The 26,039-nt window shown below is 73.4% G+C and carries 26 protein-coding genes; 16 read left to right on the top strand and 10 right to left on the bottom strand.

The features are described 5' to 3' along the window. Nucleotide 1: 1 nt before the first annotated feature. On the bottom strand, nt 2-949 hold the full coding sequence (locus B6R96_RS20500) for an LLM class F420-dependent oxidoreductase (RefSeq protein ID WP_237291467.1): 948 nt from the start codon (nt 947-949) through the stop codon (nt 2-4). A 168-nt stretch (nt 950-1,117) separates the two neighbouring features. On the opposite strand from B6R96_RS20500, the gene B6R96_RS20495 reads away from it, so the two are divergent. Further along, nucleotides 1,118-1,747: a transmembrane-type terpene cyclase gene (locus B6R96_RS20495; RefSeq protein WP_234437661.1), complete on the top strand. Its 630-nt coding sequence runs from the start codon at nt 1,118-1,120 to the stop codon at nt 1,745-1,747. Here B6R96_RS20495 and B6R96_RS20490 read toward each other — a convergent pair. The 3 genes from B6R96_RS20490 to B6R96_RS20480 all read right to left on the bottom strand — a co-directional run bounded on the left by B6R96_RS20490 (nt 1,719) and on the right by B6R96_RS20480 (nt 4,569). After that, nucleotides 1,719-2,549 carry a L,D-transpeptidase family protein gene (locus B6R96_RS20490; RefSeq protein WP_107475552.1) on the bottom strand — a complete coding sequence of 277 codons (831 nt, stop codon included), beginning with the start codon at nt 2,547-2,549 and terminating at the stop codon, nt 1,719-1,721. The genes B6R96_RS20495 and B6R96_RS20490 overlap by 29 nt on opposite strands. Nucleotides 2,550-2,590: 41 nt before the next feature. Continuing rightward, the gene (locus B6R96_RS20485) at nt 2,591-3,808 is read right to left on the bottom strand and encodes an ATP-binding protein (protein ID WP_081525171.1); all 1,218 of its coding nucleotides are present in this window, start codon (nt 3,806-3,808) and stop codon (nt 2,591-2,593) included. A gap of 98 nt (nt 3,809-3,906) precedes the next feature. Then, a complete protein-coding gene (locus B6R96_RS20480; protein WP_030390073.1) occupies nt 3,907-4,569 on the bottom strand; it encodes a response regulator transcription factor in 663 nt (220 codons plus the stop codon). A 90-nt stretch (nt 4,570-4,659) separates the two neighbouring features. On the opposite strand from B6R96_RS20480, the gene B6R96_RS20475 reads away from it, so the two are divergent. The 5 genes from B6R96_RS20475 to B6R96_RS20455 all read left to right on the top strand — a co-directional run bounded on the left by B6R96_RS20475 (nt 4,660) and on the right by B6R96_RS20455 (nt 8,791). After that, nucleotides 4,660-5,148 (top strand): hypothetical protein, encoded by a 489-nt coding sequence (locus B6R96_RS20475; protein ID WP_081523165.1) that lies wholly within the window; start codon nt 4,660-4,662, stop codon nt 5,146-5,148. Then, nucleotides 5,145-6,251 carry a peptidoglycan-binding protein gene (locus B6R96_RS20470; RefSeq protein ID WP_081523164.1) on the top strand — a complete coding sequence of 369 codons (1,107 nt, stop codon included), beginning with the start codon at nt 5,145-5,147 and terminating at the stop codon, nt 6,249-6,251. Before B6R96_RS20475 ends, B6R96_RS20470 begins: the two co-directional genes overlap by 4 nt. Before the next feature lie 5 nt (nt 6,252-6,256). Next, entirely contained in the window at nt 6,257-6,988 is a 732-nt protein-coding gene (locus tag B6R96_RS20465; protein WP_053701809.1) for an ABC transporter ATP-binding protein, read from the top strand. Next, nucleotides 6,985-8,211 (top strand): ABC transporter permease, encoded by a 1,227-nt coding sequence (locus B6R96_RS20460; RefSeq protein ID WP_081523163.1) that lies wholly within the window; start codon nt 6,985-6,987, stop codon nt 8,209-8,211. Before B6R96_RS20465 ends, B6R96_RS20460 begins: the two co-directional genes overlap by 4 nt. Nucleotides 8,212-8,347: 136 nt before the next feature. After that, nucleotides 8,348-8,791, top strand: coding sequence for an NUDIX hydrolase (locus B6R96_RS20455; protein WP_030390078.1), 444 nt, complete (start codon nt 8,348-8,350; stop codon nt 8,789-8,791). 13 nt (nt 8,792-8,804) lie between these two features. Here B6R96_RS20455 and B6R96_RS20450 read toward each other — a convergent pair whose 3' ends face one another. Further along, nucleotides 8,805-9,662, bottom strand: coding sequence for a trypsin-like serine peptidase (locus tag B6R96_RS20450; RefSeq protein WP_081525170.1), 858 nt, complete (start codon nt 9,660-9,662; stop codon nt 8,805-8,807). A gap of 83 nt (nt 9,663-9,745) precedes the next feature. Then, entirely contained in the window at nt 9,746-10,240 is a 495-nt protein-coding gene (locus B6R96_RS20445) for a GNAT family N-acetyltransferase (protein ID WP_081523162.1), read from the bottom strand. A 167-nt stretch (nt 10,241-10,407) separates the two neighbouring features. On the opposite strand from B6R96_RS20445, the gene B6R96_RS20440 reads away from it, so the two are divergent. Both B6R96_RS20440 and B6R96_RS20435 read left to right on the top strand, forming a co-directional pair. Next, nucleotides 10,408-11,757 (top strand): ricin-type beta-trefoil lectin domain protein, encoded by a 1,350-nt coding sequence (locus tag B6R96_RS20440; protein ID WP_081523161.1) that lies wholly within the window; start codon nt 10,408-10,410, stop codon nt 11,755-11,757. 58 nt (nt 11,758-11,815) lie between these two features. Then, on the top strand, nt 11,816-13,072 hold the full coding sequence (locus B6R96_RS20435) for an MFS transporter (RefSeq protein ID WP_081523160.1): 1,257 nt from the start codon (nt 11,816-11,818) through the stop codon (nt 13,070-13,072). A gap of 81 nt (nt 13,073-13,153) precedes the next feature. Here B6R96_RS20435 and B6R96_RS20430 read toward each other — a convergent pair whose 3' ends face one another. Then, nucleotides 13,154-14,380, bottom strand: coding sequence for an amidohydrolase family protein (locus tag B6R96_RS20430; protein ID WP_053174526.1), 1,227 nt, complete (start codon nt 14,378-14,380; stop codon nt 13,154-13,156). 132 nt (nt 14,381-14,512) lie between these two features. On the opposite strand from B6R96_RS20430, the gene B6R96_RS20420 reads away from it, so the two are divergent. The 4 genes from B6R96_RS20420 (at nt 14,513) to B6R96_RS20405 (ending at nt 20,188) form a co-directional block, all read left to right on the top strand. Next, nucleotides 14,513-17,962, top strand: a complete 3,450-nt coding sequence (locus tag B6R96_RS20420; protein WP_443069930.1) for a BTAD domain-containing putative transcriptional regulator — start codon at nt 14,513-14,515, stop codon at nt 17,960-17,962. Nucleotides 17,963-18,139: 177 nt separating this feature from the next. Beyond that, the gene (locus B6R96_RS20415; protein ID WP_030390085.1) at nt 18,140-18,334 is read left to right on the top strand and encodes a hypothetical protein; all 195 of its coding nucleotides are present in this window, start codon (nt 18,140-18,142) and stop codon (nt 18,332-18,334) included. A 162-nt stretch (nt 18,335-18,496) separates the two neighbouring features. Then, nucleotides 18,497-19,228, top strand: a complete 732-nt coding sequence (locus tag B6R96_RS20410) for a class I SAM-dependent methyltransferase (RefSeq protein ID WP_081523158.1) — start codon at nt 18,497-18,499, stop codon at nt 19,226-19,228. A 120-nt stretch (nt 19,229-19,348) separates the two neighbouring features. Continuing rightward, nucleotides 19,349-20,188, top strand: coding sequence for an LppU/SCO3897 family protein (locus B6R96_RS20405; protein WP_159396349.1), 840 nt, complete (start codon nt 19,349-19,351; stop codon nt 20,186-20,188). Between the two features lie 47 nt (nt 20,189-20,235). On the opposite strand, the gene B6R96_RS20400 is transcribed toward B6R96_RS20405, so the two are convergent. After that, nucleotides 20,236-21,918, bottom strand: a complete 1,683-nt coding sequence (locus B6R96_RS20400; RefSeq protein ID WP_081523156.1) for a FadD3 family acyl-CoA ligase — start codon at nt 21,916-21,918, stop codon at nt 20,236-20,238. Between the two features lie 94 nt (nt 21,919-22,012). On the opposite strand from B6R96_RS20400, the gene B6R96_RS20395 reads away from it, so the two are divergent. The 3 genes from B6R96_RS20395 to B6R96_RS20385 are packed head-to-tail and all read left to right on the top strand — an operon-like array spanning nt 22,013 to nt 24,420. Next, nucleotides 22,013-23,164: a lipid-transfer protein gene (locus tag B6R96_RS20395; protein WP_081523155.1), complete on the top strand. Its 1,152-nt coding sequence runs from the start codon at nt 22,013-22,015 to the stop codon at nt 23,162-23,164. 3 nt (nt 23,165-23,167) lie between these two features. Beyond that, complete coding sequence (locus tag B6R96_RS20390; RefSeq protein WP_081523154.1) at nt 23,168-23,647, top strand: Zn-ribbon domain-containing OB-fold protein; 480 nt, start codon at nt 23,168-23,170, stop codon at nt 23,645-23,647. Next, on the top strand, nt 23,644-24,420 hold the full coding sequence (locus B6R96_RS20385; protein WP_081523153.1) for an enoyl-CoA hydratase/isomerase family protein: 777 nt from the start codon (nt 23,644-23,646) through the stop codon (nt 24,418-24,420). Before B6R96_RS20390 ends, B6R96_RS20385 begins: the two co-directional genes overlap by 4 nt. A 9-nt stretch (nt 24,421-24,429) precedes the next feature. Here the strand turns inward: B6R96_RS20385 and B6R96_RS20380 are convergent, their stop codons facing one another. After that, nucleotides 24,430-24,918 carry a hypothetical protein gene (locus B6R96_RS20380; protein ID WP_081523152.1) on the bottom strand — a complete coding sequence of 163 codons (489 nt, stop codon included), beginning with the start codon at nt 24,916-24,918 and terminating at the stop codon, nt 24,430-24,432. A gap of 134 nt (nt 24,919-25,052) precedes the next feature. On the opposite strand from B6R96_RS20380, the gene B6R96_RS20375 reads away from it, so the two are divergent. Beyond that, nucleotides 25,053-25,529: a hypothetical protein gene (locus tag B6R96_RS20375; RefSeq protein WP_443069929.1), complete on the top strand. Its 477-nt coding sequence runs from the start codon at nt 25,053-25,055 to the stop codon at nt 25,527-25,529. Nucleotides 25,530-25,545: 16 nt separating this feature from the next. Here the strand turns inward: B6R96_RS20375 and B6R96_RS20370 are convergent, their stop codons facing one another. Further along, nucleotides 25,546-26,001, bottom strand: a complete 456-nt coding sequence (locus B6R96_RS20370; protein ID WP_159396348.1) for a hypothetical protein — start codon at nt 25,999-26,001, stop codon at nt 25,546-25,548. Nucleotides 26,002-26,039 lie beyond the last annotated feature (38 nt).

The following is a 26,039-nucleotide window of genomic DNA, read 5'->3' as shown; positions in this document are numbered from 1 at the left end:
CCTAGTCATTGAGGAGGGGGGCCACCTCGGCCCCGAAAGCGGTGATCTGGTCGACGAGTTCGGCGCGGTCGCGGCTGCGGAAGCGGACCTGGATCTGGTCCACGCCGAGCGCCCGGTACTCCCGCAGGGACTCCGCGAGCGCCTCCGCCTTGCCGGTGAGGGTGCGCCGGCCCGTGTCCCAGCCGGGCTCCCCGACGTACAGCGCCTCGGTGATCGCGCCGAACTCGATGGGATCGGCGACCCCGGCCTCCTCGCGGAGCTCCTTGATCCGGGCGATCTGCTGCGGGAGCCGCTCGCGCGGATCGCCCTGCGGGAGCCAGCCGTCCCCGCGGACCGCGGCGCGGCGCACGGCCGCGGGCGAGGAGCCGCCGACCCACACCGGGATCCGCTCCTGCACGGGCCGCGGCAGCTGGCCGAGGTCCTTGAAGGAGAACAGCTCGCCCTCGAACTCCGGGTACTCCTCGGGCCCCAGCGCCCGGCGCAGCGCGTCCAGGGTCTCGTCGAGGACGGCCCCGCGGCGCGCGAAGTCCACGCCGAGGACCTCGAACTCCTCCTGCACGTGCCCGGCGCCCACCCCGAGGATCAGCCGGCCGCCGCAGAGGTGGTCGAGGGTGGCGTACTGCTTGGCGCTGATCAGCGGGTGGCGCAGGCCCAGGATCGCGACGTGGCTCAGCAGGCGCACGCGCTCGGTGATGCCGGCCAGGAAGGACAGGGTCGCCACCGGGTCGTACCAGACGGTGCTCATGGGGCCGGCGAGCCGCCGCGGGATGGCCACGTGGTCGCAGGTGGCCAGGTAGCCGAAGCCGGCCCGGTCGGCGGCCCGCGCGATCTCGGCGAGATCGGCGGCGGTGGCCGCGGCCTCCCAGGGTTCGGCGTAGATGGTGCTCTGCGACTGGATCGGGAGCTGCATCCCGTGGACCAGCCGACCTTCCGGAAACACGCGCGCCATGGCGGGCCCGCCTCGCCTTCGTCTGCCGATTCGTCATATCGGTGCCGGGCCATCGTCGTAGCTGACGGATCGTCAGACAAGGGGTGTGACGCACCCCGTTCGCCCCGCCCGTACGCCCCGCCCGTTCCCCTCGCCCGATCGGCTCGCTAGGGTGCGCGCGTGGATCTGATGCTCACGCTGGTCAGCGGGATCGCCTGGACGGTCGTGTACGTGGAGGCCATCCGCGTCGGGCTGCGGGACCGGACGTACGCGATGCCCGTCGCCGCGCTCGCGCTCAATTTCGCCTGGGAGACGACCTACGCGGTCCGCGAGTTCTCGGTCGGGATCTCCGCGCAGGGCGTGGTCAACGTGGTGTGGGCGGTGGCCGACCTCGTGATCGTCTACACCTACCTGCGCTTCGGGCGGGCCGAGCTGCCGGATTTCGTCACCCGGCCGCTCTTCGCCGCCTGGTCGGTCCTGATCTTCGGTACCGGCTTCGCCGTGCAGTGGCTGTTCCTGGCGCACTTCGGGATGCACGACGCGACCCGGTACTCGGCCTTCCTCCAGAACCTCCTGATGTCGGGGCTGTTCATCGGCCTGTACACCGCCCGGCAGGGCCCGCACGGACAGTCCCTGACCATCGCCGTCGCGAAGTGGCTCGGGACGCTCGCCCCCACCCTGCTGTTCGGGGTGCTGGAGGACGCCCCGTTCATCCTCGGGCTGGGGATCCTGTGCAGCGTTTTCGACCTCGCCTACATCGGTCTGCTGCTCCGACCCCGGGCCGCCCGCGTCAGAAGCCTTCCGGCCCCATCACGATGACCGGCTTCGCCGCGGGGTCGAGGGTCTCCAGGACCTTCTTCATGGCTTCCTTCGGGATGCCGACGCAGCCCTGCGAGGGGCCGTCGTGGTCCACGTGGAGCCAGATGTTGCCCCCCTTGTCCTCACCGTCCGGCATGACCGGGTCCAGCGGGGACCTGCCGGGCCTGCGGTTGAAGTCGATGGCGACGACATAGTCGAAGGAGCCCACCAGGGACTCCCCGTTCACCCCGAGCCCGGTGGCGACGAAGCCGTTGTCCCGGTCGTACGGGAGCCGGGTGCCCGGCGGCTTCGGCAGCAGGCCGCCCGCGTCGGTGAGGGCGAACACGCCCTGCGGTGACGTCAGATCACCGTACGTGCGTTCGACGGACCAGCCGTTCGCCCCGTTGCGGGCGGGCCAGCTCTCGGCCTTGACCCAGTCGGCGCCGGCCGCGGGGCGCGTGTAGAAGGCCGCGGTGGACTCCGAGGAGTCCGCCGCCTTGCCGGTGACCAGGATGAGCTGGCGGGACTCGGCCGGAATCCGGGCCCGGGTCTGCTCGCTGACGCCTGTCAGACCCTGTTCGGCGGCCCGCCGTGCGGCCTCCCGCTGGGCGTCGCGCGCGGCACGGTCCTCGGCCTGCGGGCGGGCGTCGGCGCGGGCCTGCGGCCGCGCGGCGGCGGCCTTGTCCTGGTCCTGGGCCACGTACACCCAGCCGGCCGTGAAGGTCGCCAGGCCCAGGGCGGCGGCGAGGGCCACCCGGCGGGTCCTGCGGATCGGACGGGGCTTGCCGGACGGGCGGGAGCGGGCTCGGGCGTGCTTGCTCATTCCTCCGACCGTACATCAGCAGGCCCTCGCAGCCCGGGTGGCTACGGCGTGCGCGCCTCGTCGGAACTCGGGAAGCGCACACGGACGGTGAGGCCGCCCCCAGGGGCGGGATTGGCCTCGGCGCTCAGCTCCGCCCCGTGCGCACGTGCGATCGAAGCCACGATCGAAAGCCCCAGTCCGGCGCCCTCACCTGCGGTGTGCTGCCGTTCGGCGCGCCTGCGGAAGGGCTCCAGGAGTCCCGGTACGTCCGCCGGGTCGATCACCGGGCCGGTGTTCGACACCGTCAGTTCCCCTTCCGTGGACGTGGACACGGTGATCCGGCCGTCGGGGCGGTTGTGACGGACCGCATTGATCAGCAGGTTGCGCAGCAGGTGCCCGAGCAGGGTCCGGTCGCCCGGTACGGTCAGCGGCGCGAGGGTCCGTACGACGGTCAGCCCCTGCTGCGGGCAGGCCGCCAGCTCGGCCGCCGCGAGCGCCGCCAGGTCCACCGGAGCGGTGGACTCCAGACCCTGCTCCGAGACGGCGAGCAGCAGCAGGGACTCGATGAGGTGCTCGCTGGAGTCCGCGACCCCGATCAGTTTGGCCCGGATCCGCGCGACCTTCTGCGGCGACGGGTCCCCCGCGAGCCCGATCTCGGCGGCCGCCCGCTGCACGGCCAGCGGGGTGCGCAGCTCGTGCGCCGCGTTCGCCGCGAACCGCCGCTGCGCCGAGACCAGCTGCTCCATCCGCCCCAGCATCGCGTCGAAGGTGTCGGCCAGCTCCTTGAGCTCGCCGGGCGGGGCGTCGAGGGAGATCCGCTCGTCCAGGTTCTCCCCGGACAGGCGGCGCGCGGTCTCGGTGATCACTCCGACCGGGCGCAGCACCCGGCCCGCCATCCACCAGGCGAGCCAGATCGACAGCACGGCGAAGACGGCCAGCGCGAGGAGGGAGTACATCAGCAGCCGGTGCCGGGTGGCGTCGGTGACGGCGTCCGACAGGTTCTGGGTGTAGGCGTAGCTCTTGAGCTGCTCGGGCGTGGGGGTCTGCCCCGGGGGCAGCTTCTGCGCCGGCCGGCAGGGACAGCCCGGGGCGAAGGTCCGGCCCGGGACGGGCCCGGGCGATTCGACCGTGTAGGCCGGGCTGACGGTGCGAACGGCCCCGCTGACGCTCGCGTAGAGGCCCTGGCCGACCAGGAGGTAGACCAGCGCGACCAGGCCGCCGCCCGCGAGGAGCAGCAGCGACCCGTACAGGGCGGTGAGGCGGCCGCGCTCGGTCCGCAGCAGCCCTGCCGAGGGTCGCGGGCGCATCAGGCGCAGCCGCACCCGGCCGGGCCGCACCCGGCCGAGCCGCACCCGGCGGATCCGCATCCGGCGCCCGCTCACCGGGCCGCGATCCGGTAGCCCGCGCCCGGCACGGTCTCGATCAGCGGCGGTTCGCCCAGCTTGGCGCGGAGCTTGCTGAGGGTGACGCGGACGGCGTTGGTGGAGTAGCTGGTGTCCTGCTCCCACACCTGCTCGATCAGGTCGTCGTTGCTGACGACGGCGCCCTCGGCGCGCAGCAGCGCCTCCAGCACCGCGAACTCCTTGCGGGAGAGCGCGAGCCGGTGCCCGTCGCGGGTGGCGCTGCGCCGGGCGGTGTCGACGGCGACCCCGGCGCGCTCCAGCACCGGCGGCAGGGCGGGGCGGGCCCGCCGGCCCAGGGCCAGGACGCGGGCGAGCAGCTCGTCGTAGGCGAAGGGCTTGGTGAGGTAGTCGTCGGCGCCGAGCCCCAGGCCCTCGACACGGTCCCGTACGGTCCCGGACGCGGTCAGCATCAGGACGCGGGTCAGCAGCCGTTCGCGCACGACCTGCCGGCAGACCTCGTCGCCGTGCAGGCCGGGCAGGTCGCGGTCCAGGACGAGGACGTCGTACTCGCCCAGGCGCAGCAGCCGCAGGGCCTCCGGGCCGTCGCTCGCCTCGTCGACGGCGAGCGCGTCGCGCCGCAGCCCCTCGGCGATCATCTCCCGGAGAAATTCCTCGTCCTCCACCACCAGTACGCGCATGGCGTCCTCTTTACCCGAGATCGGCATTTCGCCGTTGTAAGCAGGGTGCGAGAGGGAAGCGAAAGGCCCTTTCACCGCAGGCTCGCCCCCATGAAGCGATCCCTGATCATGACCACGGCCGCGGTCGTCACCGGGCTGACCCTGTTCGCCACCGCCTGCGCGAACGACACGTCGGCGGGGAAGAAGGACTCCTCCGGCGGTTCGAGCGGCAGCAGCAGCGGCGACGGCTCGGTCGCCGACAACGCCGTGAAGATGCGCCAGTGCCTGCGCGAGCACGGCATGGACGTCCCCGACCCCGAGCCCGGCCAGGACCCGCGCGGAATGACGCTGGGCGGCGACGCCGACCCGCAGAAGATGCAGGAGGCCATGAAGGCCTGCGGGATGAGCACCGGCGCCGGCAAGGAGCCCACGCAGGAGGAGAAGGACAAGGAGCTGGCGTGGATCCGGTGCATGCGCGAGAACGGGGTCGCCCTCAAGGACCCCGAGTACAACGGCGGCATGAAGAGCGCCACCGAGATCCCCAAGGGTCAGGAGAAGGCCTTCGAGGAGGCCCAGAAGAAGTGCGAAACCGCCCGATGAGGAAGCGGTCCAAGTGGCTGCTGGGCTCACTGGCCGCCGTCCTGGCCGTCTCGGGCGGCGGGTGGGCCGTCATGGACCGGCCCGCGCACGACGCGGACGGGCAGGAGCGGCGCGCGTCCGGCGGGCTGCCGCCGGCCACGGCACCGGTCAAGCGCGGCGACCTCAGCTCGGGCCTCCAGGTGGAGGGCACCCTCGGCTACGCGCAGGAGCGCAAGCTGAACGCGGGCGGGCCCGGGGTGTTGACGTGGATCGCGGGCGAGGGCTCGGCGGTGGAACGGGACGGAAAGCTCTACGAGGTCAACGGCAGGGCGGTACGGCTCATGTACGGGTCCACCCCCATGTACCGGCCGCTGAAGAGCGGCGACAAGGGCGAGGACGTCAAGCAGCTCAAGCGGAACCTTCAGGCCCTCGGCCACGGCACCGGGCTCGACCCCGAGGACGGCGTCTTCACCGCGGGCACGGCGACGGCGGTCAAGCGGTGGCAGAAGGCGCACAAGGCGGCGGAGACGGGCGAGGTCGGCAAGGAGGACATCGCCTTCGCCTCGGGACCGCAGCGGGTGCGCGGGAACGACGCGGCGGTCGGTGACGAACCGGGGCCGGGCAAGCCGGTGCTGACGGTGACGGGCACCGAGCGGATCGTCCGATTCCAGCTGGAGGCGGCCAAGGCGGGCACGGTGAAGGCCGGCGACCCGGTGACCGTACGGCTGCCGGGAGGCGGCAGCGCCACCGGGAGGATCGACTCGGTGGGCGGCGCCGCGCAGCCCGACGACAAGAACGGCGGCGCGGGCGGCTCCGGTGGCGGGGGCGGTGACAAGAAGGCCAAGGTCGAGGTGTCCGTGGCCTTCGACAAGCCCGCCGAGGTGAACGCCCCCGACCAGTCCCCGGTGACCGTCGGCCTGACCGGCGAGACCCGCAAGGGCGTGCTCTCCGTACCGGTCAACGCGCTGCTCGCGCTCGCGGGCGGCGGCTTCGGCGTCCAGGTCGTGGAGGACGGCCGGGCCCGTGAGGTCCCGGTCGAGCTGGGCATGTTCGGCAACGGCCGGGTCGAGGTGACCGGCGACGCCCTCGAGGAGGGCATGCAGGTGGGGATCCCCAAGCTGTGACGGACATGACGACGACGCAACCGGCGGCGGGCCCGACGCCCCGTCCGGACACGGTCGTGGAGCTGACCGGGGTCACCAAGGAGTATCCGGGCGGGGTCGCGGCCCTGCGCGGGGTCGACCTGACGGTCACCGCCGGGGAACTCCTCGCCATCGTCGGCCCGTCGGGATCCGGCAAGTCCACCCTGCTGCACATCGTCGGCACCCTGGACCGCCCGACGGCGGGCGGCGTACGGATCGCCGGGTACGACATCGCGACCCTCAAGGACCGTGCCCTGTCGGCCCTGCGCTCCCGGCACGTCGGCTTCGTCTTCCAGTCCTTCCACCTGGTGCCCGGCATCAGCGCCCGGGCGAACGTCGCCGAGGGGTTGCTGTACAGCGGCCTCTCGCGGGCCGAGCGGCTGCGCCGGGCGGCCCAGGCACTGGAACGGGTGGGTCTCGGGGACCGGATGGACCACCGCCCGCACGAGCTGTCCGGCGGGCAGAAGCAGCGCGTGGCGATCGCCCGGGCGGTCGCGGGCTCGCCGGACCTGCTGCTGGCCGACGAGCCGACGGGCGCGCTGGACACGGCGTCCGGGGAATCGGTGATGGAGCTGCTGCGCGAGCTGAACAGGGACGGGGCCACCATCGCGGTGATCACCCACGACCAGGAGATCGCGGCGAGCCTGCCGCGGCAGGTGCGGATCCGCGACGGGGAGATCGTGGCGGACCTGCGGAGCCCGGCGGGGGTGGCGTCATGAGCCGCGCCGACGGCCGGGGGCGGGCGCGCGCCCGGCGGTTGACGCCGCCGAGGCTGTCCCCGCGGGACGTCCTGCACGTGGGATCGGCGGGCCTGCGCGCCCGCCCGATGCGGGTGTTCCTGTCCGCGCTCGGCATCGCCATCGGCATCGCGACGATGATCGCGGTGGTGGGCATCTCCTCCTCCAGCCAGGCGAAGCTGCTGCGGGAACTCGACAAGCTCGGCACCAACATGCTGGTCGCCAAGCCGGGCGAGGGCATGTTCACCGGGCAGGACACCAAGCTGCCCAAGGAAGCGCCCGGCATGATCTCCCGGATCCCGGGAGTCGAGTCGGTCGGCACCACGGGTGACGTCGCCGAGTCCGTACGCCGGTCGGAGAACATCCCGAAGGGGGAGACGGGCGGCATCGTGCTCAAGGCGGCCAAGGACGACCTGCTGGGCACCCTGCGCGCCCGGACGGCGAGCGGCACCTGGCTCAACGCCGCCACCGGCCGCTACCCCTCGGTGGTGCTCGGGGACGTCTCCGCGCGCCGGCTCGGCATCGCCGAACCGGGCCAGCAGGTCTTCATCGGCGGCCGGTACTTCACGGTGATCGGCATCCTGGAGCCGATCCCGCTGGCGCCGGAGATCGAACGCTCCGCGCTGATCGGGTGGGACGCGGCCGAGCAGCTGCTGGGCTTCGGCGGTCACCCGACGGCGGTGTACGAGCGGTCGGCGGACGACCGGGTGGCGGCGGTCCGCAAGCTGATCCCGCAGACGGCCAACCCGCAGACCCCGAGCGCGGTGCAGGTCAGCGACCCCTCGGCCGCGCTCCAGGCGAAGGCGGCCACGGAGGGCGCGTTCAGCACGCTGCTGCTGGGGCTCGGCGGGATCGCGCTGCTGGTGGGCGGGGTCGGCGTCGCCAACACCATGATCATCTCGGTGTTGGAGCGGCGCCACGAGATCGGCCTGCGGCGGTCCCTGGGCGGCACGAAGGGCCAGATCCGGATCCAGTTCGTGACGGAGTCCCTGCTGCTGTCCGGTCTCGGCGGCCTGGCGGGCATCGCCCTCGGCGGTGCCGCCACGGCGGTGTACGCCCGCGCCGGCGACCTCCCCTGGGTGGTCCCGCTCTGGGCGGTGACCGGCGGCTTCGCCTCGACGCTGGTGATCGGCACCCTGGCCGGGCTCTACCCGGCGGTGCGCGCGGCCCGGCTGTCCCCGACGCTGGCGCTGGCGGCGGCGTAGGTCCGGGGTCGGGGTCCGGGGTCCGGGGGATCCGGAGTCCGGGCCATCGGATCCGGGGGGGACGGGCGGGCACACGGCCCAAAAGGCCAGGTACGAGCCCGTCCCCCAGGCCCGATCACCGGCGTACAGTGAATCGATGAGGCGAACTCCACGTCACGCGGCGCGCGTTGTCATCCTGTCCCCCACCGGGTCCGTGTTCCTCTTCCGCGAGGACAACGTGGAGGTGGGCATCCACTGGCTGCCGCCCGGCGGCGGTATCGATCCCGGTGAGAGCCCCGAGGACTGCGTGCGGCGCGAGCTGCGCGAGGAGACCGGCTGGACCGACCTGGAGCCCGAACGGCTGCTCTGCACCTGGGAGCACGACTTCACGTACCAGGGGGTCCCGGTCCGCCAGCACGAGCACATCTACGTCACCACGGGCCCGCGCCGCGAACCGGTCCTGGAGGCCCCGGACATCCACTGGCGGTGGCTCTCCCCGCAGCACCTGGCCACCCTGGGCGAACCGGTGTGGCCGCCGCGCCTGCCGGAGCTGCTGGCCGACATCCCGGCGGAACCGGTCCACCTGGGGCTGCTCGCGTAGCCCCGTGGACCGGCTAGGACTTGGCGGGCTTCGCGGTGGCCTTGGCGTACAGCGAGGCCGCGTACTCCCCGAGGACCGTGCTGGTCGACACGTCGTCCGTGTCGCCGCCCGTGAGGATGCCGATGATCTTCCCGTCGCGGGCGATCCACGCGCTGCCGCTGGTGCCGCCCGGGAAGTCGGCGCAGTCGAAGCGCTGCTGGGTCGCGCTCTCGCGGACGGCGACCGAGGTGCAGGTACGGGGAACCCCGCGGTCGGCGGGATAGCCGGTCACGGTGACCTCCTCGCCCGCGCGACCGCTGGTGTCGAGCGCGGCCGCGCCGGTCACGTCCTCGATGGTGCGGCCCTTGTCGTCCGGAGCCAGCCGGGCGAAGGCGAGGTCGTAGTCGTCGTCCGTCCCCTCGGCCCACCGGTCGTCCTCGAAGACCTGCTCGATCTTCCAGGTGCCGTACGGGGCGACCCCGTTGGCGTAGGCGGGCGCGAAGACGGCGCTGCCGCCGCTCTGGTCCCCTTCGAGCAGGCAGTGCCCGGCGGTGATGATCATGTTGCGGCCGGGGCTGCTCACCACGGTGGCGGTGCAGAAGTGGTCACTGTTCAGGCCGTCGGTGAACAGGGCTCCGGTGAAGGCCGCGGGCCCACCGGGCGGCGGGGTGACGGCCGGCGGCAGGGTGCTGCCGGGAGGCGGCGAGAGCTGGGGCTTCGCCGCTTGCGATCGCGACGACGGTCCCGTCGGTGAGGCGGTCGGCGCGGCCTTCGCCCGTGCGGCCGGCACCGCTTCCGGCGGCGGCACCAGCTTCGCCACTGCGGCGGACGCCCCCAGGGCCGCAACCGCACACAGCACCGCCGTCACGACGGTCCGCTTGTCCACCGACATGATCATCCTTCCGCTTCACCCTGGCGAAGCATGCCCCGGCGGCGGGGGTGGGTGCAAGAACGCGGACGGCCCCCGGCCCCTCGTCACCCTGTTTCGACCAGCAGGTTGCACGCGAAGGCCAGGCCCGGGCGGCCGTCCAGGTCGACCTCACCGGTGGGCACGAACCCCGTGCGGGCCAGCACCGCGCGCGAGCCCGGGTTGTCGAGCGTGGTGACCGCCCGCAGCACGGTCAGCCCGTACTGCGCGACCGCCAGCCCGCGGGCCTCCCGTACCGCGGCCGTGGCCAGCCCCCGGCCGGCGGCCTTCTCGGCGATCCGGTACCCGAGCTCGGCCGCGCCGTCGGCCACGTCCACGAGGTTGACCCGGCCCAGCACCTCGCCGGCGCCGTCCACCAGCACGTGGAAGAAGCAGGCCCCGGTGGCCTGTTCGGCCATCAGCGCGGCGTGCCGCTGGTCGAAGTCGGCGAAATAGCGATCCCCGCGGTCGGGCACCGACGCGGCGAAGTAGGCCCGGTTCTCCCGCTCGAACGCGAGCAGGGCCGGGGCGTGGTCGAAGCGCAGCAACTGGATTCGGGGCACGGCCCGATGCTAGGCCGCCCGCAGGCCGTCCGCCTCCGCCCCCGACGGCGCCAACTGCACTGTGTGCAAGCCTCTTTGGCTTATTGATCTATCATCGCTTCGATTTCCGCCGCCAGTGCGATCGCAAAGCCGGCGGGAAGTGGTTTCCGACGAGAGGCAGTGACCAAGTGCGACTGACAGGCAAGCACCGGATATCCCTGGTTGCCGTGGCGGCCGCGGCCGCGATCGTGGGAAGCCTGCAACTCCCGTCCAGCGCGTTCGGCACCGAGGACACCGGGAGCGTCACGAGCGCCGACACCACAGGGACCGCCGGGGCCGCGCTGCCGCCGGCCGCGGAGGCACTCGATTCCCACGCCGAGGACTCCGCCCTCCACGGCAGCGACGGCACGGTCTTCAAGAACGGGGTCATGTCGCTCGGCGCCGACCCCTCCCGGACCGCCGCGAGGTCGTCCGCGGCCGCCGCGGCCGCCCCGCCGCAGGGCGAGGGCTGGAAGCTGAGCGGCGCGACCAAGTGGCTGCAGACCGGCTACACGATCAAGTTCTACGACCAGAAGTCCGCGGACTGGCTGGGTCCGTACGTGCAGGCCTCCGCCGCCGACCTGCGGCGCATCACGAACCTGCCGGTCGCCGTCGACACGAAGCCGGTGGGCTGGGACTACGTCCGACCGAAGGGCGAGGTCGTCGTGGGCGTGCTGCACCGCCCGTGCGTCCCGCCGGCCGGCGAAGGCAGCATGGGCAGCACGGGCTGGAAGGTCGTCCGCGACGGCACGGGCACCGCCAACCTCAGCTGCGGCTTCACCAGCTCCTCCGTGGCCGAGACCGTGACCAGCGGACACGCCTACATCGACGACTCGTTCTTCACCGCGGCCGGCAAGCCGACCGCCGCCATGGGCGAGACGTACATGCGCAACCACGTCAGCCACGAGCTCGGGCACACGCTCGGCCTGACCCACGCCAACCGCAGCCTGACCAAGGGCGACTGCGTCAAGGGCACCGACTCGGGCCAGTTCCCGGTCATGTGCTCCCCCACCTACGCCTACCAGGACAAGCGGGCGGGCACCTACGTCCAGCAGTTCGACGTGCAGGGCCTGCGGCGCCTCGCGGCCGGCGCCGGGGCGACGCTGTCCCCGCAGGGGCGGGTGACCGGGATCGGCGCCAAGTGCCTGGACGTCAAGGGCGGCAAGGCGGCCAACGGCACGCAGATCCAGCTCTACACCTGCAACGGCTCCGCCGCGCAGTCGTGGATCCTGGGCAAGGACGGCACGTTCCGCGCGTTCGGGAAGTGCCTGGACAACGCGCGCAACGCGAGCACCAACGGCAACAAGATCAGCCTCCACGACTGCAACGGATCGGCCGCGCAGCGCTGGTCCGTCAACGCCAAGGGCCAGATCGTCCACGTGGCATCGGGCAAGGTCCTCGACGTGACCGGCGGCGCGACCGCCAACGGCACCGTGGTGCAGCTCTACGCGGCGAACACGAACAAGCGCCAGGTCTGGGTCACCCCGAAGTCGGCCTAGACCGCCCTAGGGCGATTGCCCGATCCCCCGCCCCCTCCTTAGGACGCACGCTGGCCGGATGAGCGGTGGGGGAATGAAACGGGTCCTGCGGGACCGCAATGCGGGGCTCTATCTGTCCGGGGTGGTGGTCTCGGGCTTCGGGACGACCTCCATGTGGCTGGTCGCCGGGGTCTGGGTGAAGTCGCTGACCGGTTCGGACGGCCTCGCGGCGCTGACCGCGTTCGCCCTGTGGGCTCCGGTGCTGGCCGGACCGGCACTGGGGGCGGTCGCCGACCGCCTGCCCCGCCGGCCGCTGCTCGTCGTCCTCTGTCTCGTGATGGCGGCGCTGCTGCCCGTCCTGCTCCTGCTGGACTCGGCGGAGCGGGTGTGGCTGCTGTTCGCGGTGCTGCTCGTGTACGGGGTCTGCGGCGCCCTCCACGACGCCGCGGAGGCGGCCCTGGTCCCGCAGGCCGTGGGTCACCGGCTGCTCGGGGACTTCAACGGGCTGCGGCTGACGGCCAACGAGGGCATGAAGCTGCTCGCGCCCCTGGTGGGCGCGGCCCTGTTCGCCCGCTCGGGCGGGGCGTCCGTGGCGCTGCTCGACGCGGCGACCTTCGCGCTGGCGGCGGGGATCTTCGCCATGCTGCGGGTGCGCGAGGACCCGCCGGAGCGGGAGCGGATCCGGGACGGCACCGGGGGCTTCGCGCGGTTGCTGGAGGGCGGGCGGCAGTTGCGGGCGTCGCCCGCGCTGCGCGCGCTGGTGTCGGCGGGGGCCGCCGTGATGTTCCTGGCCGGGCTGAACGGCGCGGTGATCTACGCGGTCGCCGACGGCGTGCTGGGGCACGCGCCCACCTATGTGGGGGTGCTGTACGCGGTGCAGGGCGCGGGCTCGGTCCTCGCCGGGCTCGCGGCGGGCCCGCTGCTGCGGCGGATGCCGGAGCGGGCGTTCGCGGCCGCGGGTACCGCCCTGTTCGCGCTGGGCCTCGCGGGGCGGGCGCTGCCGTACGACGCGGTGGCCCTGGTGTGCAGTGCGGTGATCGGGGCGGGGCTGCCGTGCGTGCTGATCGCCGCGCTGACGGCGGTGCAGCGCGAGGTCCCGAACGCCGTGCTGGGCCGCGCGGCTGCCACGGCCAACACCCTGATCTTCGTACCGAACGCGCTGGCCCTGGCGCTGGGCGCCGCCCTGGTGGCCTTCGTGGACGTACGGGTGCTGCTGCCGGTGCTGGCGGTGGCGGGACTGGCGGTGGCGCTGCTGCTCGTGGCTGGGACCGGAGTGCGGACCGGGGCAGCGGCGCGGGCCGGGGCCGGGGCGCCGGCCGGGCGGAGGCGGCCGTAGGGCGCGGCCGTAGGGCGTGGCCGATCGGGGGCCGTAGGGCGCGGCCGATCGGGGGGCGGGCCACGCCCTGCGGCGGCGGGCTCAGGCTCCCGGCCCCGCCCACAGGCCGTCCGCCGTGAGCCCGAGCAGGTCGATCGCGTTGCCGCGCACGATCCGGTCCACGACGTCCGGTGCCAGGTGTCCCATCTGGGCCTCGCCGACCTCGCGGGACTTCGGCCAGGTCGAGTCCGAGTGGGGGTAGTCCGTCTCGTAGAGGACGTTGGCGACACCGATCGAGTCGAGGTTCTTCAGTCCGAAGGCGTCGTCGAAGAAGCAGCCGAAGACGTGCTCGGCGAAGAGCTCCGACGGCGGGCGCAGCACCTTGTCGGCGACTCCGCCCCAGCCGCGGTTCTCCTCCCAGACCACGTTCGCGCGCTCGAGGATGTACGGGATCCAGCCGATCTGGCCCTCCGCGTACATGATCTTGAGGTTGGGGAAGCGCTCGAACTTGCCACTCATCAGCCAGTCGACCATCGAGAAGCAGCAGTTGGCGAAGGTGATGGTGGAGCCGACCGCCGGCGGCGCGTCCGCCGAGGTGGAGGGCATGCGCGAGGACGAGCCGATGTGCATGGCGATGACCGTGCCGGTCTCGTTGCACGCCTCCAGGAAGGGGTCCCACTCGTCCGTGTGAATGGACGGCAGGCCCAGGTGCGGGGGTATCTCGGAGAAGGCCACCGCCCGCACGCCGCGCGCGGCATTGCGGCGGACCTCGGCGGCGGCGAGGCGGGCGTCCCAGAGCGGGATCAGGGTGAGGGGGATCAGCCGGCCGCGGGCGTCCGGGCCGCACCACTCCTCCACCATCCAGTCGTTGTAGGCCCGTACGCCGAGGAGCCCCAGCTCGCGGTCCTTGGCCTCGGTGAAGGTCTGGCCGCAGAAGCGGGGGAAGGTCGGGAAGCAGAGGGCCGACTGGACGTGGTTGACGTCCATGTCCGCGAGGCGGTCGGGAACCGAGAAGGACCCCGGGCGCATCTGCTCGTAGGTGATGACTTCCAGTTTGATCTCGTCGCGGTCGTACCCGACAGCGGTGTCGAGGCGGGTGAGCGGCCGGTGCAGGTCCTCGTACACCCACCAGTCGCCGATCGGGCCGTCGTCGCCCTTCGCCCCCATGACGGGAGCGAACTTGCCGCCGAGGAAGGTCATTTCCTTCAACGGGGCGCGGACGACGCGGGGGCCGATGCCGCGGTACTTGGACGGGAGCCGGTCCCGCCAGACGTGGGGGGGCTCAACCGTGTGGTCGTCCACCGAGATGATCTTCGGGAAGGTCTCCATGGCTCATACGGTAGCGCTGATCTGACGAACCGTCAGCTAGTTGGCCGGTGATCGGTCAATGACGGGCTGACGTCCACGCGCGAGACAGGGCAGACTGACCACTACACCGAACGGAAGGCAGGGGGACGACAGATGGACGGCGTACCGGCCATCCCGAGCCCGCGGAAACACCCCGGGGCCCCTACGCCTGCCCCCGCTCCCCGCTCCGGGACAGGTACGGCCGGATCCGGTGCGGACACGGCAGGGACGACCAAACCGGACCCACGCCGGCCCACCACGCCCGCCGCGGCCGCCCCGGGCCCGACGGCCACAGGCCCGACCGGCACAGGCACGACCGGGACGGGCGCAGCCTCCACGGGCACGAGCAGCACAGGCACGACCGGCACGGGCGCAGCCGCCACGGGCACGAGCACGAGCAGCACAGGCACGACCGCCACCGGCACAACCAGCACAGGCCCGACCGGCACAGGCGCAGCCGCCGGGAGCGCGGCCCGGACTGCGACCGCCCCCGGGGGCACGGCCCTCACGGGCAGGCCCGGCACGGGCACGCCCCGCGGGGGTGACGGCGGCGGGGCCGCGCCCCGGGCGGCGGCCTCCGCCGCCGGGACGGCCCCGGCAGGCCCCCGCGCCGAAGCCGAAGCCGGCGCCACCACCCCCGCGGACGCCGTGGGCCCCGGCGAGTCCCGCTTCGCCGTGCTCGGCCCCGTCCGCGCCTGGCGCGGCGCCGAGGCCCTGCCCTCCGGCACCCCCCAGCAGCGCGCCCTGCTCGCCGTACTCCTGCTGCGCGACGGCCGCACGGCCACCGCGCCCGAGCTGATCGACGCCATCTGGGGCGAGGACCCGCCGCAGCAGGCCCTGGCCACCATCCGTACGTACGCCTCCCGGCTGCGCAAGGTCGTCGCCCCCGGGCTGCTCGTCACCGAGTCCGGCGGCTACGCCATCCGGCTGCGCTCCGCCGCCACCCTCGACCTCGGTGTCGCCCGCAGCCTCGCCGCCGACGCCGAGACGGCCCGCGCCGCCGGTGACCGGGCCCTGTCCCGTACGCTCCTCGCCCGCGCCCTCGACCTCTGGGACGGCGAACCCCTGGCCGGGGTCCCCGGCCCGCACGCCGAGACCGAGCGCATCCGGCTCGCCGAATGGCGCCTCCAGTTGCTGGAGACCCGCCTCGACCTCGACCTGGAGGTCGGCCACCACGCCGAGGCCGTCTCCGAGCTCACCGCCCTGACCGCCGCCCACCCGCTGCGCGAACGCCTGCGCGAGCTGCTGATGCTCGCCCTCTACCGCAGCGGCCGGCAGGCCGAGGCCCTCGCCGTCTACGCCGACACCCGCCGCCTCCTCGCGGACGAGCTCGGCGTCGACCCCCGCCCGGAACTGGCCGCGCTCCAGCAGCGCATCCTGAACGCCGATGCCGATCTCGCCCGCGCGGAGGACCCGGCCCCGGCCGCCGCGACCGTTCACGTGAGGCCCGCCCAATTGCCTGCGACCGTTCCCGACTTCACCGGACGCTCCAGCTTCGTCGCCGAGCTCGGCGCCATCCTCGGTGGCGGCGCCCAGGACCAGGTCATGGCCGTCTCCGCGCTCGCCGGCATCGGCGGCGTCGGCAAGACCACCCTCGCCGTCCACGTGGCCCACGCCGCCCGCCCGCTCTTCCCCGACGGCCAGCTCTACGTCGACCTCCAGGGCACCGAGGCCCGCCCCGCCGAACCGGAGGCCGTCCTCGGCTCCTTCCTGCGCGCCCTCGGCACCCCCGACACGGCCATCCCCGACTCCCCCGCCGAGCGGGCCGCGCTCTACCGCTCCACCCTCGACGGCCGCCGCGTCCTGGTCCTCCTGGACAACGCCCGCGACGCCGCCCAGGTCCGCCCGCTGCTGCCGGGTACCGCCGGCTGCGCCGCCCTCGTCACGAGCCGGGTCCGCATGGCGGGCCTCGCCGGGGCCCATCTCGTCGACCTCGACGTGATGAGCCCCGAGGAGGCCCTCCAGCTGTTCACCCGCATCGTCGGCGAGGAGCGGGTGCGCGCCGAACGCCAGGCCGCCCTCGACGTCGTCGGCGCCTGCGGCTTCCTGCCGCTCGCCATCCGCATCGCCGCCTCCCGGCTCGCCGCCCGCCGCACCTGGACGGTCTCCGTCCTGGCCGCCAAGCTCGCCGACGAGCGCCGCCGCCTCGACGAGCTCCAGGCCGGCGACCTCGCCGTCAAGGCCACCTTCGAGCTGGGCTACGGCCAGCTGGAGCCCGCCCAGCAGCGCGCCTTCCGCCTCCTCGGCCTCGCCGACGGCCCCGACATCTCCCTCTCGGCTGCGGCCGCCGTACTCGACCTCCCCGAGTACGACACCGAGGACCTCCTCGAGGCTTTAGTCGACTGCTCGCTCCTCGAATCCGCCGCACCCGGCCGCTATCGCTTCCACGACCTCGTACGCCTCTACGCGCGTGCCTGCGCCGAGCGCGACGAGCAGCCGCCGAGCGGGCGCGAGGCCGCCCTGGACCGGCTGCTGGACTTCTACCTGGCCACCGCCTCCGGGGTCTACGCCCTGGAGCGCCCCGGCGACCGGCTGCCCGCGCACCTGTCCGACACCCACTACCCCGGGCTGGTCTTCGCCGAACCGCGGGCCGCGCTGGACTGGCTGTACGCCGAGGCCGACCCGCTGCTGGCATGCGTCCGGCAGGCGGCCGCCCGCGGCGGCGAGAGCCTGGTCCTGCGCCGGGCCGTGGACCTGCTGTGGGCGGCGAAGGACCTGGCCGAGTCCGGGGCCAACTCCCGGCAGTACGAGTCGGCCGCGGTCGCCCTGCGCGACGCGGGCCAAGCCGCGAAGGACCCGTACGCGGAGGGCCGCGCCCGCACCACCCTCACCAATGTCCACCTGGTCGCGGGCCGCTTCTGCGAGGCCGACGACGAGGCCGCCCGGGCCACCGTGCTCGCGCGCGAGGCCGGCGACCCGCTGCCCATGTGCTGGGCGCCCAACGACCGCGGGATCATCGCGCTCTACGAGGGCCGGCACGCGGACGGCGAGCGCTACCTGCTGGAGGCCATCGAGTGCTTCCGCGCCGACGGCAACAACGTCGGCGAGGCCAGCGCCCTGTGCAACCTCTCCCGCATCCACGTGGAACTGGGGCGGCTGCCCAGCGCCATAGACCTCGCCCAGCAGGGCATCGCCATCTACGACCGGATGGGGCTGAGCCTGCGCCTGGCCAACGGCCGGTACGCGCTGGGCATCGCGCTCACCCAGGCGGGACGGCTCGGCGAGGCCCTCGCGCAGCTCGCGGAGGCGCTGTCGCTGTTCCACGAGAACCGCCAGCCGCTGTGGGAGGGCGTGACCCATTTCCGCCTCGCCGAGGCCCATCTGGCGGCGCGCCGGCCCACGCTGGCCGCCTCGCACGCCGAGCAGGCCATCGCCCTGCGCGGCATCGGCGGCGAGTGGCGGCGGGCGACGGTGCTGACGGTGCTCGGCAAGGCGCTGCGGCGGCTGGGGCAGACGGACCGGGCGCGGGCCTGCTGGCGGGACGCGGAGACCGTGTTCAAGCAGCTGAGGTCGGCCGAACTGGGCGAGGTGCAGGCCCTGCTGGCGGCGGAGATCGCCGCCTGAGCTGCGGGGACGCCCGTTGAACGAGGCGTTCATCGTTCGTTTATCGCCGTCCGACACGATAGGTGCATCGACCCGGCGCGTCGGGGGGCGCTCGGGCCGGTTGGTGGACTACCCGTTCGGCGGTCATCGGGGGAATCGCCGAACGGGCCCAGCCCTACCCACCCATCAGGAGAACCGATGACGACGAACGAGAACCTCAAGCCGCTCGACAACCACGCCTCGGGCGTCGAGATCGAGACGCTGGACAACCACGCTTCGGGCATCGAGATCAAGCCGCTCGAGAAGGAGCCGGCTCCGGCTCCGGTCGCCGGTACCACCGCGGACGAAGAGATCCAGACGCTGGACAACCACGCGTCCGGCCCGCGTCCGTAGCACGCGCACGACGTACGGGGGGGGGATCCACGGGGGACGACGGGGATCCACGGGGGGATCCCCACGGGGGAACGGCGGTCGCGGTGGCCCGGAGGGGGAGCCACCGCGACCGCCGCACGCGTGCGCCCGGGCCGGGGCCCGGTGGCGGCATAGGCTGGGGGCGTGTTCTCCTCCCTCGGGCCGAGCGTCCGCGAACTGGCAGTGCAGGGCCTCTCCTCGGTGGAGCGGGGGTACGACCTCCTCGCGCCGAAGTTCGACCACACCCCCTTCCGTACCCCGGACCGCATGCTCGACGCCGTCGAGGAGACCCTCGCCCAGGTGGAGGGCGGTTTCGACGCCGGCCTGGACGTGTGCTGCGGCACGGGCGCGGGGATCGACATGCTGCGCAGGCTGTGCCGGGGCCGCGTGACCGGCGTCGACCTCAGCGCGGGCATGCTGGCGCAGGCCGAGCGCCGGTACGGCGCGGACGCCGGGCGCGTGGACTTCGTACGGGCCGACGCGCGGGCCCTGCCGCCCGACCTGGACGGGGCGTACGACCTGGCGGTCAGCTTCGGCGCCTTCGGCCACTTCCTCCCCTCGGAGCGCCCGGCGCTCTTCGCCGGGGTCCGCGCCGCCCTGCGCGAGGGCGGCGTCTTCGCCTTCCCGATCGGCGCACCGCTCCCGCTCGGCTCCTCGCTGTGGTGGGCGACGACGGGCTTCGACGCGGCGATGCGGGTCCGCAACGCGGTGTGGCGTCCCCCGTTCGTCATGTACTACCGCACCTTCCCCCTGAGCGGCGTCCGCACGGACCTGCGGGCGGCCGGCTTCACGGTGGAGACCCTCCCGCTGGAGCACTTCGGCCGACAGCCCGACGGTGCCCCGCGCTGGCGGCTGGTCCTGGCCCGCCGCACCTGAAGCCGCGGGCCGCCGCTGCCGGGGCTTGGCGGAACGGCTGCGTCACCGGCGGGACACCGTGCACAATCCGTGAGGAACCGTCAGCAGCCTGCGCACCTCCCTCACTCCATGGAGCAGCCGGTGTCGTCACAGGAAATGCTCATCACCCTCACCCCGCAGCAGGCGACCTACGGTGTGATCCTCCCCGTGGAGCTGCCGACGGGCACGGTCCGCCTGCGCATACCGTCCTGCCGGCACGGGGATCTCGTCCGGGTCCGCGTCGGGGCCGGGGAAGTCCTGCTGCGCGTCCACGTGACCGGGGCGGGCGCGGCCTGGATCGCGGGGGCCGGCGGGGTCACGCCGCCGACCGCGACCACGGCCGCCTTCCCGGCCGGGGCGGGTGCGACGGCGCCCGCGCCCCCTGCGGGGCCCGCGCGGGGGGTCGGCGGGCGCGGCTGTCTGGTGGCGCTCGCCGTCGCCGCGGCGCTGGTCCTCGGCTTCTTCGTGCTGGCCGACGGCGACGACGACGGCCGTGACGGCAAGTCCGCCGCCGGGGCCACGCCCACCGGGTCGTCCTCCTGGACGCCCTCGCCTACTGCCTCCTACGACCCTTCCGGCTCCCCCTCGTCCGGGTCGTCGGTCCCCGGCGCCGCCACGGCGTCGTACAGCCCCGAAGCGAGCGCCGAGGCGAGCCCCGAGGCGAGCCCGGAGCCCAGCCCGTTCGACCGGGGCACCTGCCTGAACGGCCAGCTGCCGGACTCGACGACGCCGCGCAGCGTCAGTGGCGTCTCGGAGGTGCCCTGCTCGGCGTCCGACGCGCACTACCGGGTGATCGAGAGCATTCCCGGTACCGCGGACCTGGACAGCTGCAACGACAACCCCAAGACCCAGTATGCCTTCTCCTACCGCTACATGCGCGGCTCCATCGTCCTCAACCAGTACGTGTACTGCCTGGTCGGCATCGGCTCGTACGCCCGCTGAGCGGGTCCGGTCCGGGCGGCCCGGGCGGGCGCCCGGGCCGGACGGCCTCAGGAGGCGCGCAGTTCGCGCTTGAGGATCTTGCCGCTGGCGTTGCGGGGGAGTTCCGTCACGAACTCCACCGCGCGCGGGACCTTGTAGTTGGCCATCTCACGGCGGGACCAGGCGATCAGGTCGTCGGCGGTCACCGTGGAGCCGGGGCGGCGGACCGCGTAGGCCTTGCCGACCTCGCCCAGGCGGGGGTCCGGGACGCCGATCACCGCGACGTCCGCGATGTCCGGGTGCAGGCCGAGGAGTTGCTCGATCTCGGCGGGGTAGGCGTTGAAGCCGCCGACGATGAACATGTCCTTGATCCGGTCGGTGATGCGCAGGTTGCCGTCCTCGTCCAGGACCCCCACGTCGCCGGTGTGCAGCCAGCCCTCCGGGGTGATCGCCCGGGCGGTCTCCTCGGGGTCCTCGAAGTAGCCCTGCATGACGTGGTGGCCGCGGACCACGATCTCGCCCGCCTGCCCGGGCGGCTGCGGGCGCCCGTCCGCGTCGCGGATCTCCACCTCCGTGTCGGGGACGGCCCGGCCGGAGGTCGAGGCGATGATCTGCGCGGGGTCGCCCCGGCGGCACATGGTGACGATGCCGCTGGCCTCCGAGAGCCCGTACGCCGTGAGGACGACCCCGATGTGCAGCTCGCCGCGCAGCCGCTCGACGAGCCGCAGCGGGACCACGGCCGCGCCGGTGACGACCAGGCGCAGGGCGGAGAGGTCGTGGTGCTTGCGCTGGGGGTGGTCGAGGAGCGACTGGTGGAGGGTGGGCGGACCGGGGAGTACGGAGATCCGTTCGGCGGCGACGTTCGCGAGGACGGTGTCCACGTTGAACACGGGCTGCGGGACCATCGTGGCCCCGCGCATCAGGCAGGCGATGATCCCGGCCTTGTAGCCGAAGGTGTGGAAGAAGGGGTTCACGATCAGGTAGCGGTCGCCCTCGCGCAGGCCGGCGAGCTCGCTCCACACGTCGTAGCAGCGCAGGGACTGGGCGTGGGTGATGACGGCGCCCTTGGGGCTGCCGGTGGTGCCGGAGGTGAAGATGATGTCGGAGGGGTCTTCGGGGCGGATGGCCCCGGCGCGTTCGCGGACCGCCGCGGCCGGTACGCCGTCCCCGCCCGTGAGGAAGTCCTTCCAGGTGCGGAAGGAGTCGGGGGCGTCGTCGGAGAGGACGACGACCTGTTCCAGGTGCGGGAGTCCGGGCAGCGGGCCGCCGCCCGGGCCCTCGGCGGCCGCGCGGCGCAGGGAGGCGACGTAGGAGGTGCCGAGGAAGGTGCCGGTGACGAACAGCAGCCTGGCCCGGCTGCGCTCCAGGACGTACGCGGCCTCCGCGCCCTTGAAACGGGTGTTGAGGGGGACGAGCACCGCGCCCGCGGAGACGGCGCCGAGGGCGGAGACGATCCACTCCAGGGTGTTGGGGGCCCAGACGGCGACCCGGTCGCCGGGCTCGATGCCCGCGGCGATGCAGGCGGCGGCGGCCCGCTCGACGCGTTCGCCGAGCTGCGTGTAACTGATCCGGGCGCGGCCGTCGACGACGGCCTCCCGGTCGGCGTACTGTGCCGCTGCCGCCCGGACGAGCCCGCCGATGCTGCCCCAGCGGAGGTCCCCGCGAAGGCCGCCGCCCGGCTGCCCTTCCGGCTCCCCGCCCGGCTCCCGGCGCAGGTCTTCGCCCACGTTCTCGCGCCCGTGGTCGCCCATGCGTGCCACCTTCCCGCAGACCCAGTAGCTGACTATCCGTCAGATTAGCTGTAGCCTTCGCGGCTGTCAGTACTGGCGCACCCCGGAGGTGGCGATGGCGGCAACGCTCAAGGACACGACAGCGATAGTCGGTATCGGGCAGACCGCCTTCGCCAAACAACTGCCGCAGTCCGAAAAAGAGTTGGCCTGCCGGGCCATCCTGGCGGCCCTCGCCGACGCCGGCATCGAGCCGTCCGAGGTCGACGCCTTCGCCTCCTACACCATGGAGGAGACCGACGAGGTCGAGGTCGCCAAGGCCATCGGCGCCGGCGACGTCACCTTCTTCTCCAAGATCGGCTACGGCGGCGGCGGTTCCTGCGCCACCGTCGGCCACCTCGCCTCCGCCGTCGCCACCGGTCAGGCCACCGTCGGCGTCGCCTGGCGCTCCCGCAAACGCGGCTCGGGCCCCCGCCCCTGGAAGAACACCGCCGTCCAGCTGCCCACCCCCGGCCAGTGGACCAGGCCCTTCGGCCTGCTGCGGCCCGCCGACGAGATCGGCATGCTCGCCCGCCGCTACATGCACGAGTACGGCGCCACCCGCGACCACCTCTTCAACGTCGCCATGGCCTGCCGCAACCGGGCCAACGCCAACCCGGCGGCGATGATGTACGAACGCCCGCTGACCCGCGAGATGTACATGACCTCCCGCCTGATCAGCGACCCGCTCTGCCTCTTCGACAACTGCCTGGAGACCGACGGGGCCCTGGCCTGCGTGATCGTCTCCGCCGAGCGCGCCCGCGACTGCCGCCACAAGCCCGTCTACGTGCACTCCGTCGCCCAGGGCCTGCCCGCCCAGCACCACGGCATGGTCAACTACTGGAACGACGACCCCCTGTCCGGCCCCGCCTGGACCGCCGCCCGCCACCTGTGGAAGCAGGCCGACTTCGGGCCCCAGGACGTGGACGTCGCCCAGATCTACGACGCCTTCACCCCGCTGATCCCGCTCTCGCTGGAGGGCTACGGCTTCTGCGGGCGCGGCGAGGGCGCCGCCTTCACAGAGGGCGGCGCACTGGAGATGGGCGGCCGGCTCCCCCTCAACACCGGCGGCGGCGGTCTGTCCGAGGCGTACGTGCACGGCTTCAACCTGATCAACGAAGGCGTCAAGCAGCTGCGCGGCGTCTCCACCTCCCAGGTGCCCGACGCCGCGACCTGCCTGGTGACCGCCGGCGAGGGAGTACCGACGTCCGCCATCCTGCTGAGGAGCTGACCGATGACCACCGCATCCGAAGCCGCATCCGAAGCCGCCGCCGAGGCCGCGGCCGAACTGCTCCTGCCCGTCCCCGACGAGGACGGCGCCCCCTTCTGGGAGTACGCCGCCCGCGGCGAGCTCCGCGTCCAGGCCTGCGCCACCTGCGGCCGGCTGCGCTTCCCGCCCCGCCCCTGCTGCCCGCACTGCCGGTCCTTCGACAGCGAGTGGCGCCGGATGAGCGGCCGCGGCCGGATCTGGTCCTACGTACGGCCGCACCCGCCGCTGCTGCCCGCGTACGCCGCCCAGGCCCCGTACAACGTGATCCTCGTGGAGCTCGCCGACGCCCCGCACATCCGGCTCGCCGGAAACCTGGTGACCTCGGCCGACGCCCCGCTCGACTCGGTGGAACCGGCCCGGCTGCGCATCGGCGCACGCGTCCAGGTCGTCTTCACCGAGACGGGCGGCATGGCCGTGCCCCGCTGGATCCTGGAGAAGTCATGACCGTGCGGGTGGAACGGGACAAGGCGACCGGGGTCGCGGTCGTCACCCTCGACCGGGAACACCGGCACAACGCCATCGACCTGGCGACCGCGGCCGAACTGAGCGCGGTGTGGCGCGAGTTCCGCTTCGCCGACGAGGTACGGGCCGTGGTGCTGACGGGCGCCGGCCCGGCCGCCTTCTGCACCGGCATCGACCGCGGCGTGGACGTGCCGCAGCCCGCCTCGCCCTACTCGGCGGACGACCCGCTGATCGCCATCGGCCCCAAGGCGGGCGACCTGTGGAAGCCGGTCGTCGCCGCCGTCAACGGCATGGCCTGCGGCGGGGCCTTCTACCTGCTGGGCGAGGCGGAATTCCTGATCGCCTCCGAGACCGCGACCTTCTTCGACCCGCACACCGCCTACGGCATGGTCAGCGCCTACGAGGCCGTCTACATGGCACAGCGCATGCCCTTCGGCGAGGCCGCCCGCATGTCCCTCATGGGCACCGCCGAACGGCTCTCGGCGCGCCGGGCCCACGAGATCGGCCTCGTCTCGGAACTGGCCGCGCCCGACGGACTGCTCCCGGCGGCCCTGCGGGCGGCGGAGACCCTGGCCGGCTTCCCGACGGAGGCCGTGCAGGGCACCGTACGGGCCCTGTGGTCGGCGAAGCAGGCCGCGCTCCAGCAGTCCCTGGCGCAGGCCCCGGCGCTGATCGCGCTGGGCAACCTCGCCCCGGAGCGGCAGGCGGAGCTGTTCGCCGGGCGGCGCGGGGGGCCGGAGCCGCGGGTGCGGTGAGCGCCGGACCTACGCCCGCTCCACCGTCCCCACCAGGCAGTTCTTCACGTCCGCGGCCTTGCCCGGGGTCGTCATCGGGACCACGACGTTCCGGCTCTCGCGCGCCTTGAGCGTGACCTTCACGGAGCCGGCGTCGAGGGTCGCGCCGTTCGCACCGCTGAAGGTCACCGGCACCCGCACCGTGCGCTCGGCGGAGTCGGTGGAGGTGACCTGGACGGTGGCCCCCTTGGCGTCCGCGCCGACGCAGCTGACGAGCACGGCCCGCGCGGGCGCCGACGTCGCGCTCGCCGAGGGCGTCGGGCTGCTGCTGCTCCCGTTGCCGTGGCTCTTCTTCTTGCTCTTGGAGCTGGAGCAGCCGCCCCCACTGCTGCTGCTCTTGCTCTTGCTCTTGCCGCTGCTCCCGCTGCTGCTGCTTCCGCCGTGCGACGAGAAACCGGTCAGCGCGAACACGACCGCCACCAGCACCGCGGTGAACCTGATGCGACGCCCAGCCACCATGGCCCGAACCCCTCCCCTGGACAACGGCGGGCCACGCTACCAGCCGCCGCGCGCGCCGTCAGGGCCCCTGACGTGCGGGCCACAGGGGCCGGGCGTAGCGTCGGGACCGGGACCCCTGCACCGGAGGGCCGGGAATGATCCGCAACGCACTCGGCTCCCTGCTGGGTCTGATCGGAGCGGCGGCCGCCGTCCGGAGCCCCTTCCGTGCCTGGTACGACGGCCGTCTCGGACGCGACTACCGCGTCCAGGAGCTCTTCACCGCCACCGGCATCACCGATGCCCGGGCCACCCTGCTGGGCTCGATCCTGCTCCCGTACCTCTTCGCCGCCGTCCTCGCGCTGTGCGCGGTCCTGCTCCGCTCGCGGCTGCTCATGGCGCTGGCCGGGGCCGTCGTCCTCGGCTTCACCGTCCTGTGGACGGTCCGCCAGGGCCAGGCCGCCGGGAGCCTCACCGTCGGCGGCACCACCTCGCCCCTCGGCGACGGCCTCGCGCACGCCTACGGCGCAGGCGCCCTGACCCTGCTGGGCGCCGCCATCATGCGCGGCCGCCCGCTGCCGCCGCACTCCACTACGACGCCCCCGGAGGCCTACCCGCCTGCGGAGCGCCCCTGACGCGGCCGGGTCAGGGTCAGTACTGGCCGTCGAGGTCGGAGGCCGAGGTCGCGCGGAAGCAGGCGGAGACGACCTTGAACAGGAGCATCGACTGCCCGGTTTCCGTCTTCCTGCGGCCCGTTACGTGCACGTCGAACTGCTCCGCCTTGTTCTCGGCGTAGATCTCCGGGTCCTGGGCCTGGCTGTTGGCCTGGCCGTCCTTGGTGATCTTCCAGCCGTTCTCGCCGAGGGCCTTGCGCAGGTTCTGCATGCCCTCCTCGACCTGCGCGTCGGAGATCTCGTACACCGACCAGGGGTGCTCCGTGGCGAACAGGTCCTCCCCGTACTCGCTGCAGCGCGACACACTCGGGCCGGGCTCGCTCACCTTGCCCTTGACGCCGGTCATCTCCAACAGGCGGCTGGAGACCTGCTTCGTCTTCGTGCGCGCCGGACCCGGATCCATCCTGACGGGCTCGTAATTCAGTTCTTTCACGTTCGAACACCCCATAGACAGCATGGAAAGCGATCCGG

Origin of the sequence: Streptomyces sp. Sge12 (assembly GCF_002080455.1) — a bacterium.
GTDB lineage: Bacteria > Actinomycetota > Actinomycetes > Streptomycetales > Streptomycetaceae > Streptomyces.
Note: the sequence above shows the minus strand (reverse complement) of the source record. Positions and strands in the feature narration are given on the sequence as shown.

What these genes read in the sequence shown, in the direction of transcription:
- B6R96_RS20500 (WP_237291467.1), bottom strand. Translation starts at nt 949, where the DNA reads ATGGCGCGCGTGTTTCCGGAAGGTCGGCTGGTCCACGGGATGCAGCTC.
- B6R96_RS20495 (WP_234437661.1), top strand. Translation starts at nt 1,118, where the DNA reads ATGCTCACGCTGGTCAGCGGGATCGCCTGGACGGTCGTGTACGTGGAG.
- B6R96_RS20490 (WP_107475552.1), bottom strand. Translation starts at nt 2,549, where the DNA reads ATGAGCAAGCACGCCCGAGCCCGCTCCCGCCCGTCCGGCAAGCCCCGT.
- B6R96_RS20480 (WP_030390073.1), bottom strand. Translation starts at nt 4,569, where the DNA reads ATGCGCGTACTGGTGGTGGAGGACGAGGAATTTCTCCGGGAGATGATC.
- B6R96_RS20475 (WP_081523165.1), top strand. Translation starts at nt 4,660, where the DNA reads ATGAAGCGATCCCTGATCATGACCACGGCCGCGGTCGTCACCGGGCTG.
- B6R96_RS20470 (WP_081523164.1), top strand. Translation starts at nt 5,145, where the DNA reads ATGAGGAAGCGGTCCAAGTGGCTGCTGGGCTCACTGGCCGCCGTCCTG.
- B6R96_RS20465 (WP_053701809.1), top strand. Translation starts at nt 6,257, where the DNA reads ATGACGACGACGCAACCGGCGGCGGGCCCGACGCCCCGTCCGGACACG.
- B6R96_RS20460 (WP_081523163.1), top strand. Translation starts at nt 6,985, where the DNA reads ATGAGCCGCGCCGACGGCCGGGGGCGGGCGCGCGCCCGGCGGTTGACG.
- B6R96_RS20455 (WP_030390078.1), top strand. Translation starts at nt 8,348, where the DNA reads ATGAGGCGAACTCCACGTCACGCGGCGCGCGTTGTCATCCTGTCCCCC.
- B6R96_RS20450 (WP_081525170.1), bottom strand. Translation starts at nt 9,662, where the DNA reads ATGTCGGTGGACAAGCGGACCGTCGTGACGGCGGTGCTGTGTGCGGTT.
- B6R96_RS20435 (WP_081523160.1), top strand. Translation starts at nt 11,816, where the DNA reads ATGAGCGGTGGGGGAATGAAACGGGTCCTGCGGGACCGCAATGCGGGG.
- B6R96_RS20430 (WP_053174526.1), bottom strand. Translation starts at nt 14,380, where the DNA reads ATGGAGACCTTCCCGAAGATCATCTCGGTGGACGACCACACGGTTGAG.
- B6R96_RS20420 (WP_443069930.1), top strand. Translation starts at nt 14,513, where the DNA reads ATGGACGGCGTACCGGCCATCCCGAGCCCGCGGAAACACCCCGGGGCC.
- B6R96_RS20415 (WP_030390085.1), top strand. Translation starts at nt 18,140, where the DNA reads ATGACGACGAACGAGAACCTCAAGCCGCTCGACAACCACGCCTCGGGC.
- B6R96_RS20400 (WP_081523156.1), bottom strand. Translation starts at nt 21,918, where the DNA reads ATGGGCGACCACGGGCGCGAGAACGTGGGCGAAGACCTGCGCCGGGAG.
- B6R96_RS20395 (WP_081523155.1), top strand. Translation starts at nt 22,013, where the DNA reads ATGGCGGCAACGCTCAAGGACACGACAGCGATAGTCGGTATCGGGCAG.
- B6R96_RS20390 (WP_081523154.1), top strand. Translation starts at nt 23,168, where the DNA reads ATGACCACCGCATCCGAAGCCGCATCCGAAGCCGCCGCCGAGGCCGCG.
- B6R96_RS20385 (WP_081523153.1), top strand. Translation starts at nt 23,644, where the DNA reads ATGACCGTGCGGGTGGAACGGGACAAGGCGACCGGGGTCGCGGTCGTC.
- B6R96_RS20380 (WP_081523152.1), bottom strand. Translation starts at nt 24,918, where the DNA reads ATGGTGGCTGGGCGTCGCATCAGGTTCACCGCGGTGCTGGTGGCGGTC.
- B6R96_RS20375 (WP_443069929.1), top strand. Translation starts at nt 25,053, where the DNA reads ATGATCCGCAACGCACTCGGCTCCCTGCTGGGTCTGATCGGAGCGGCG.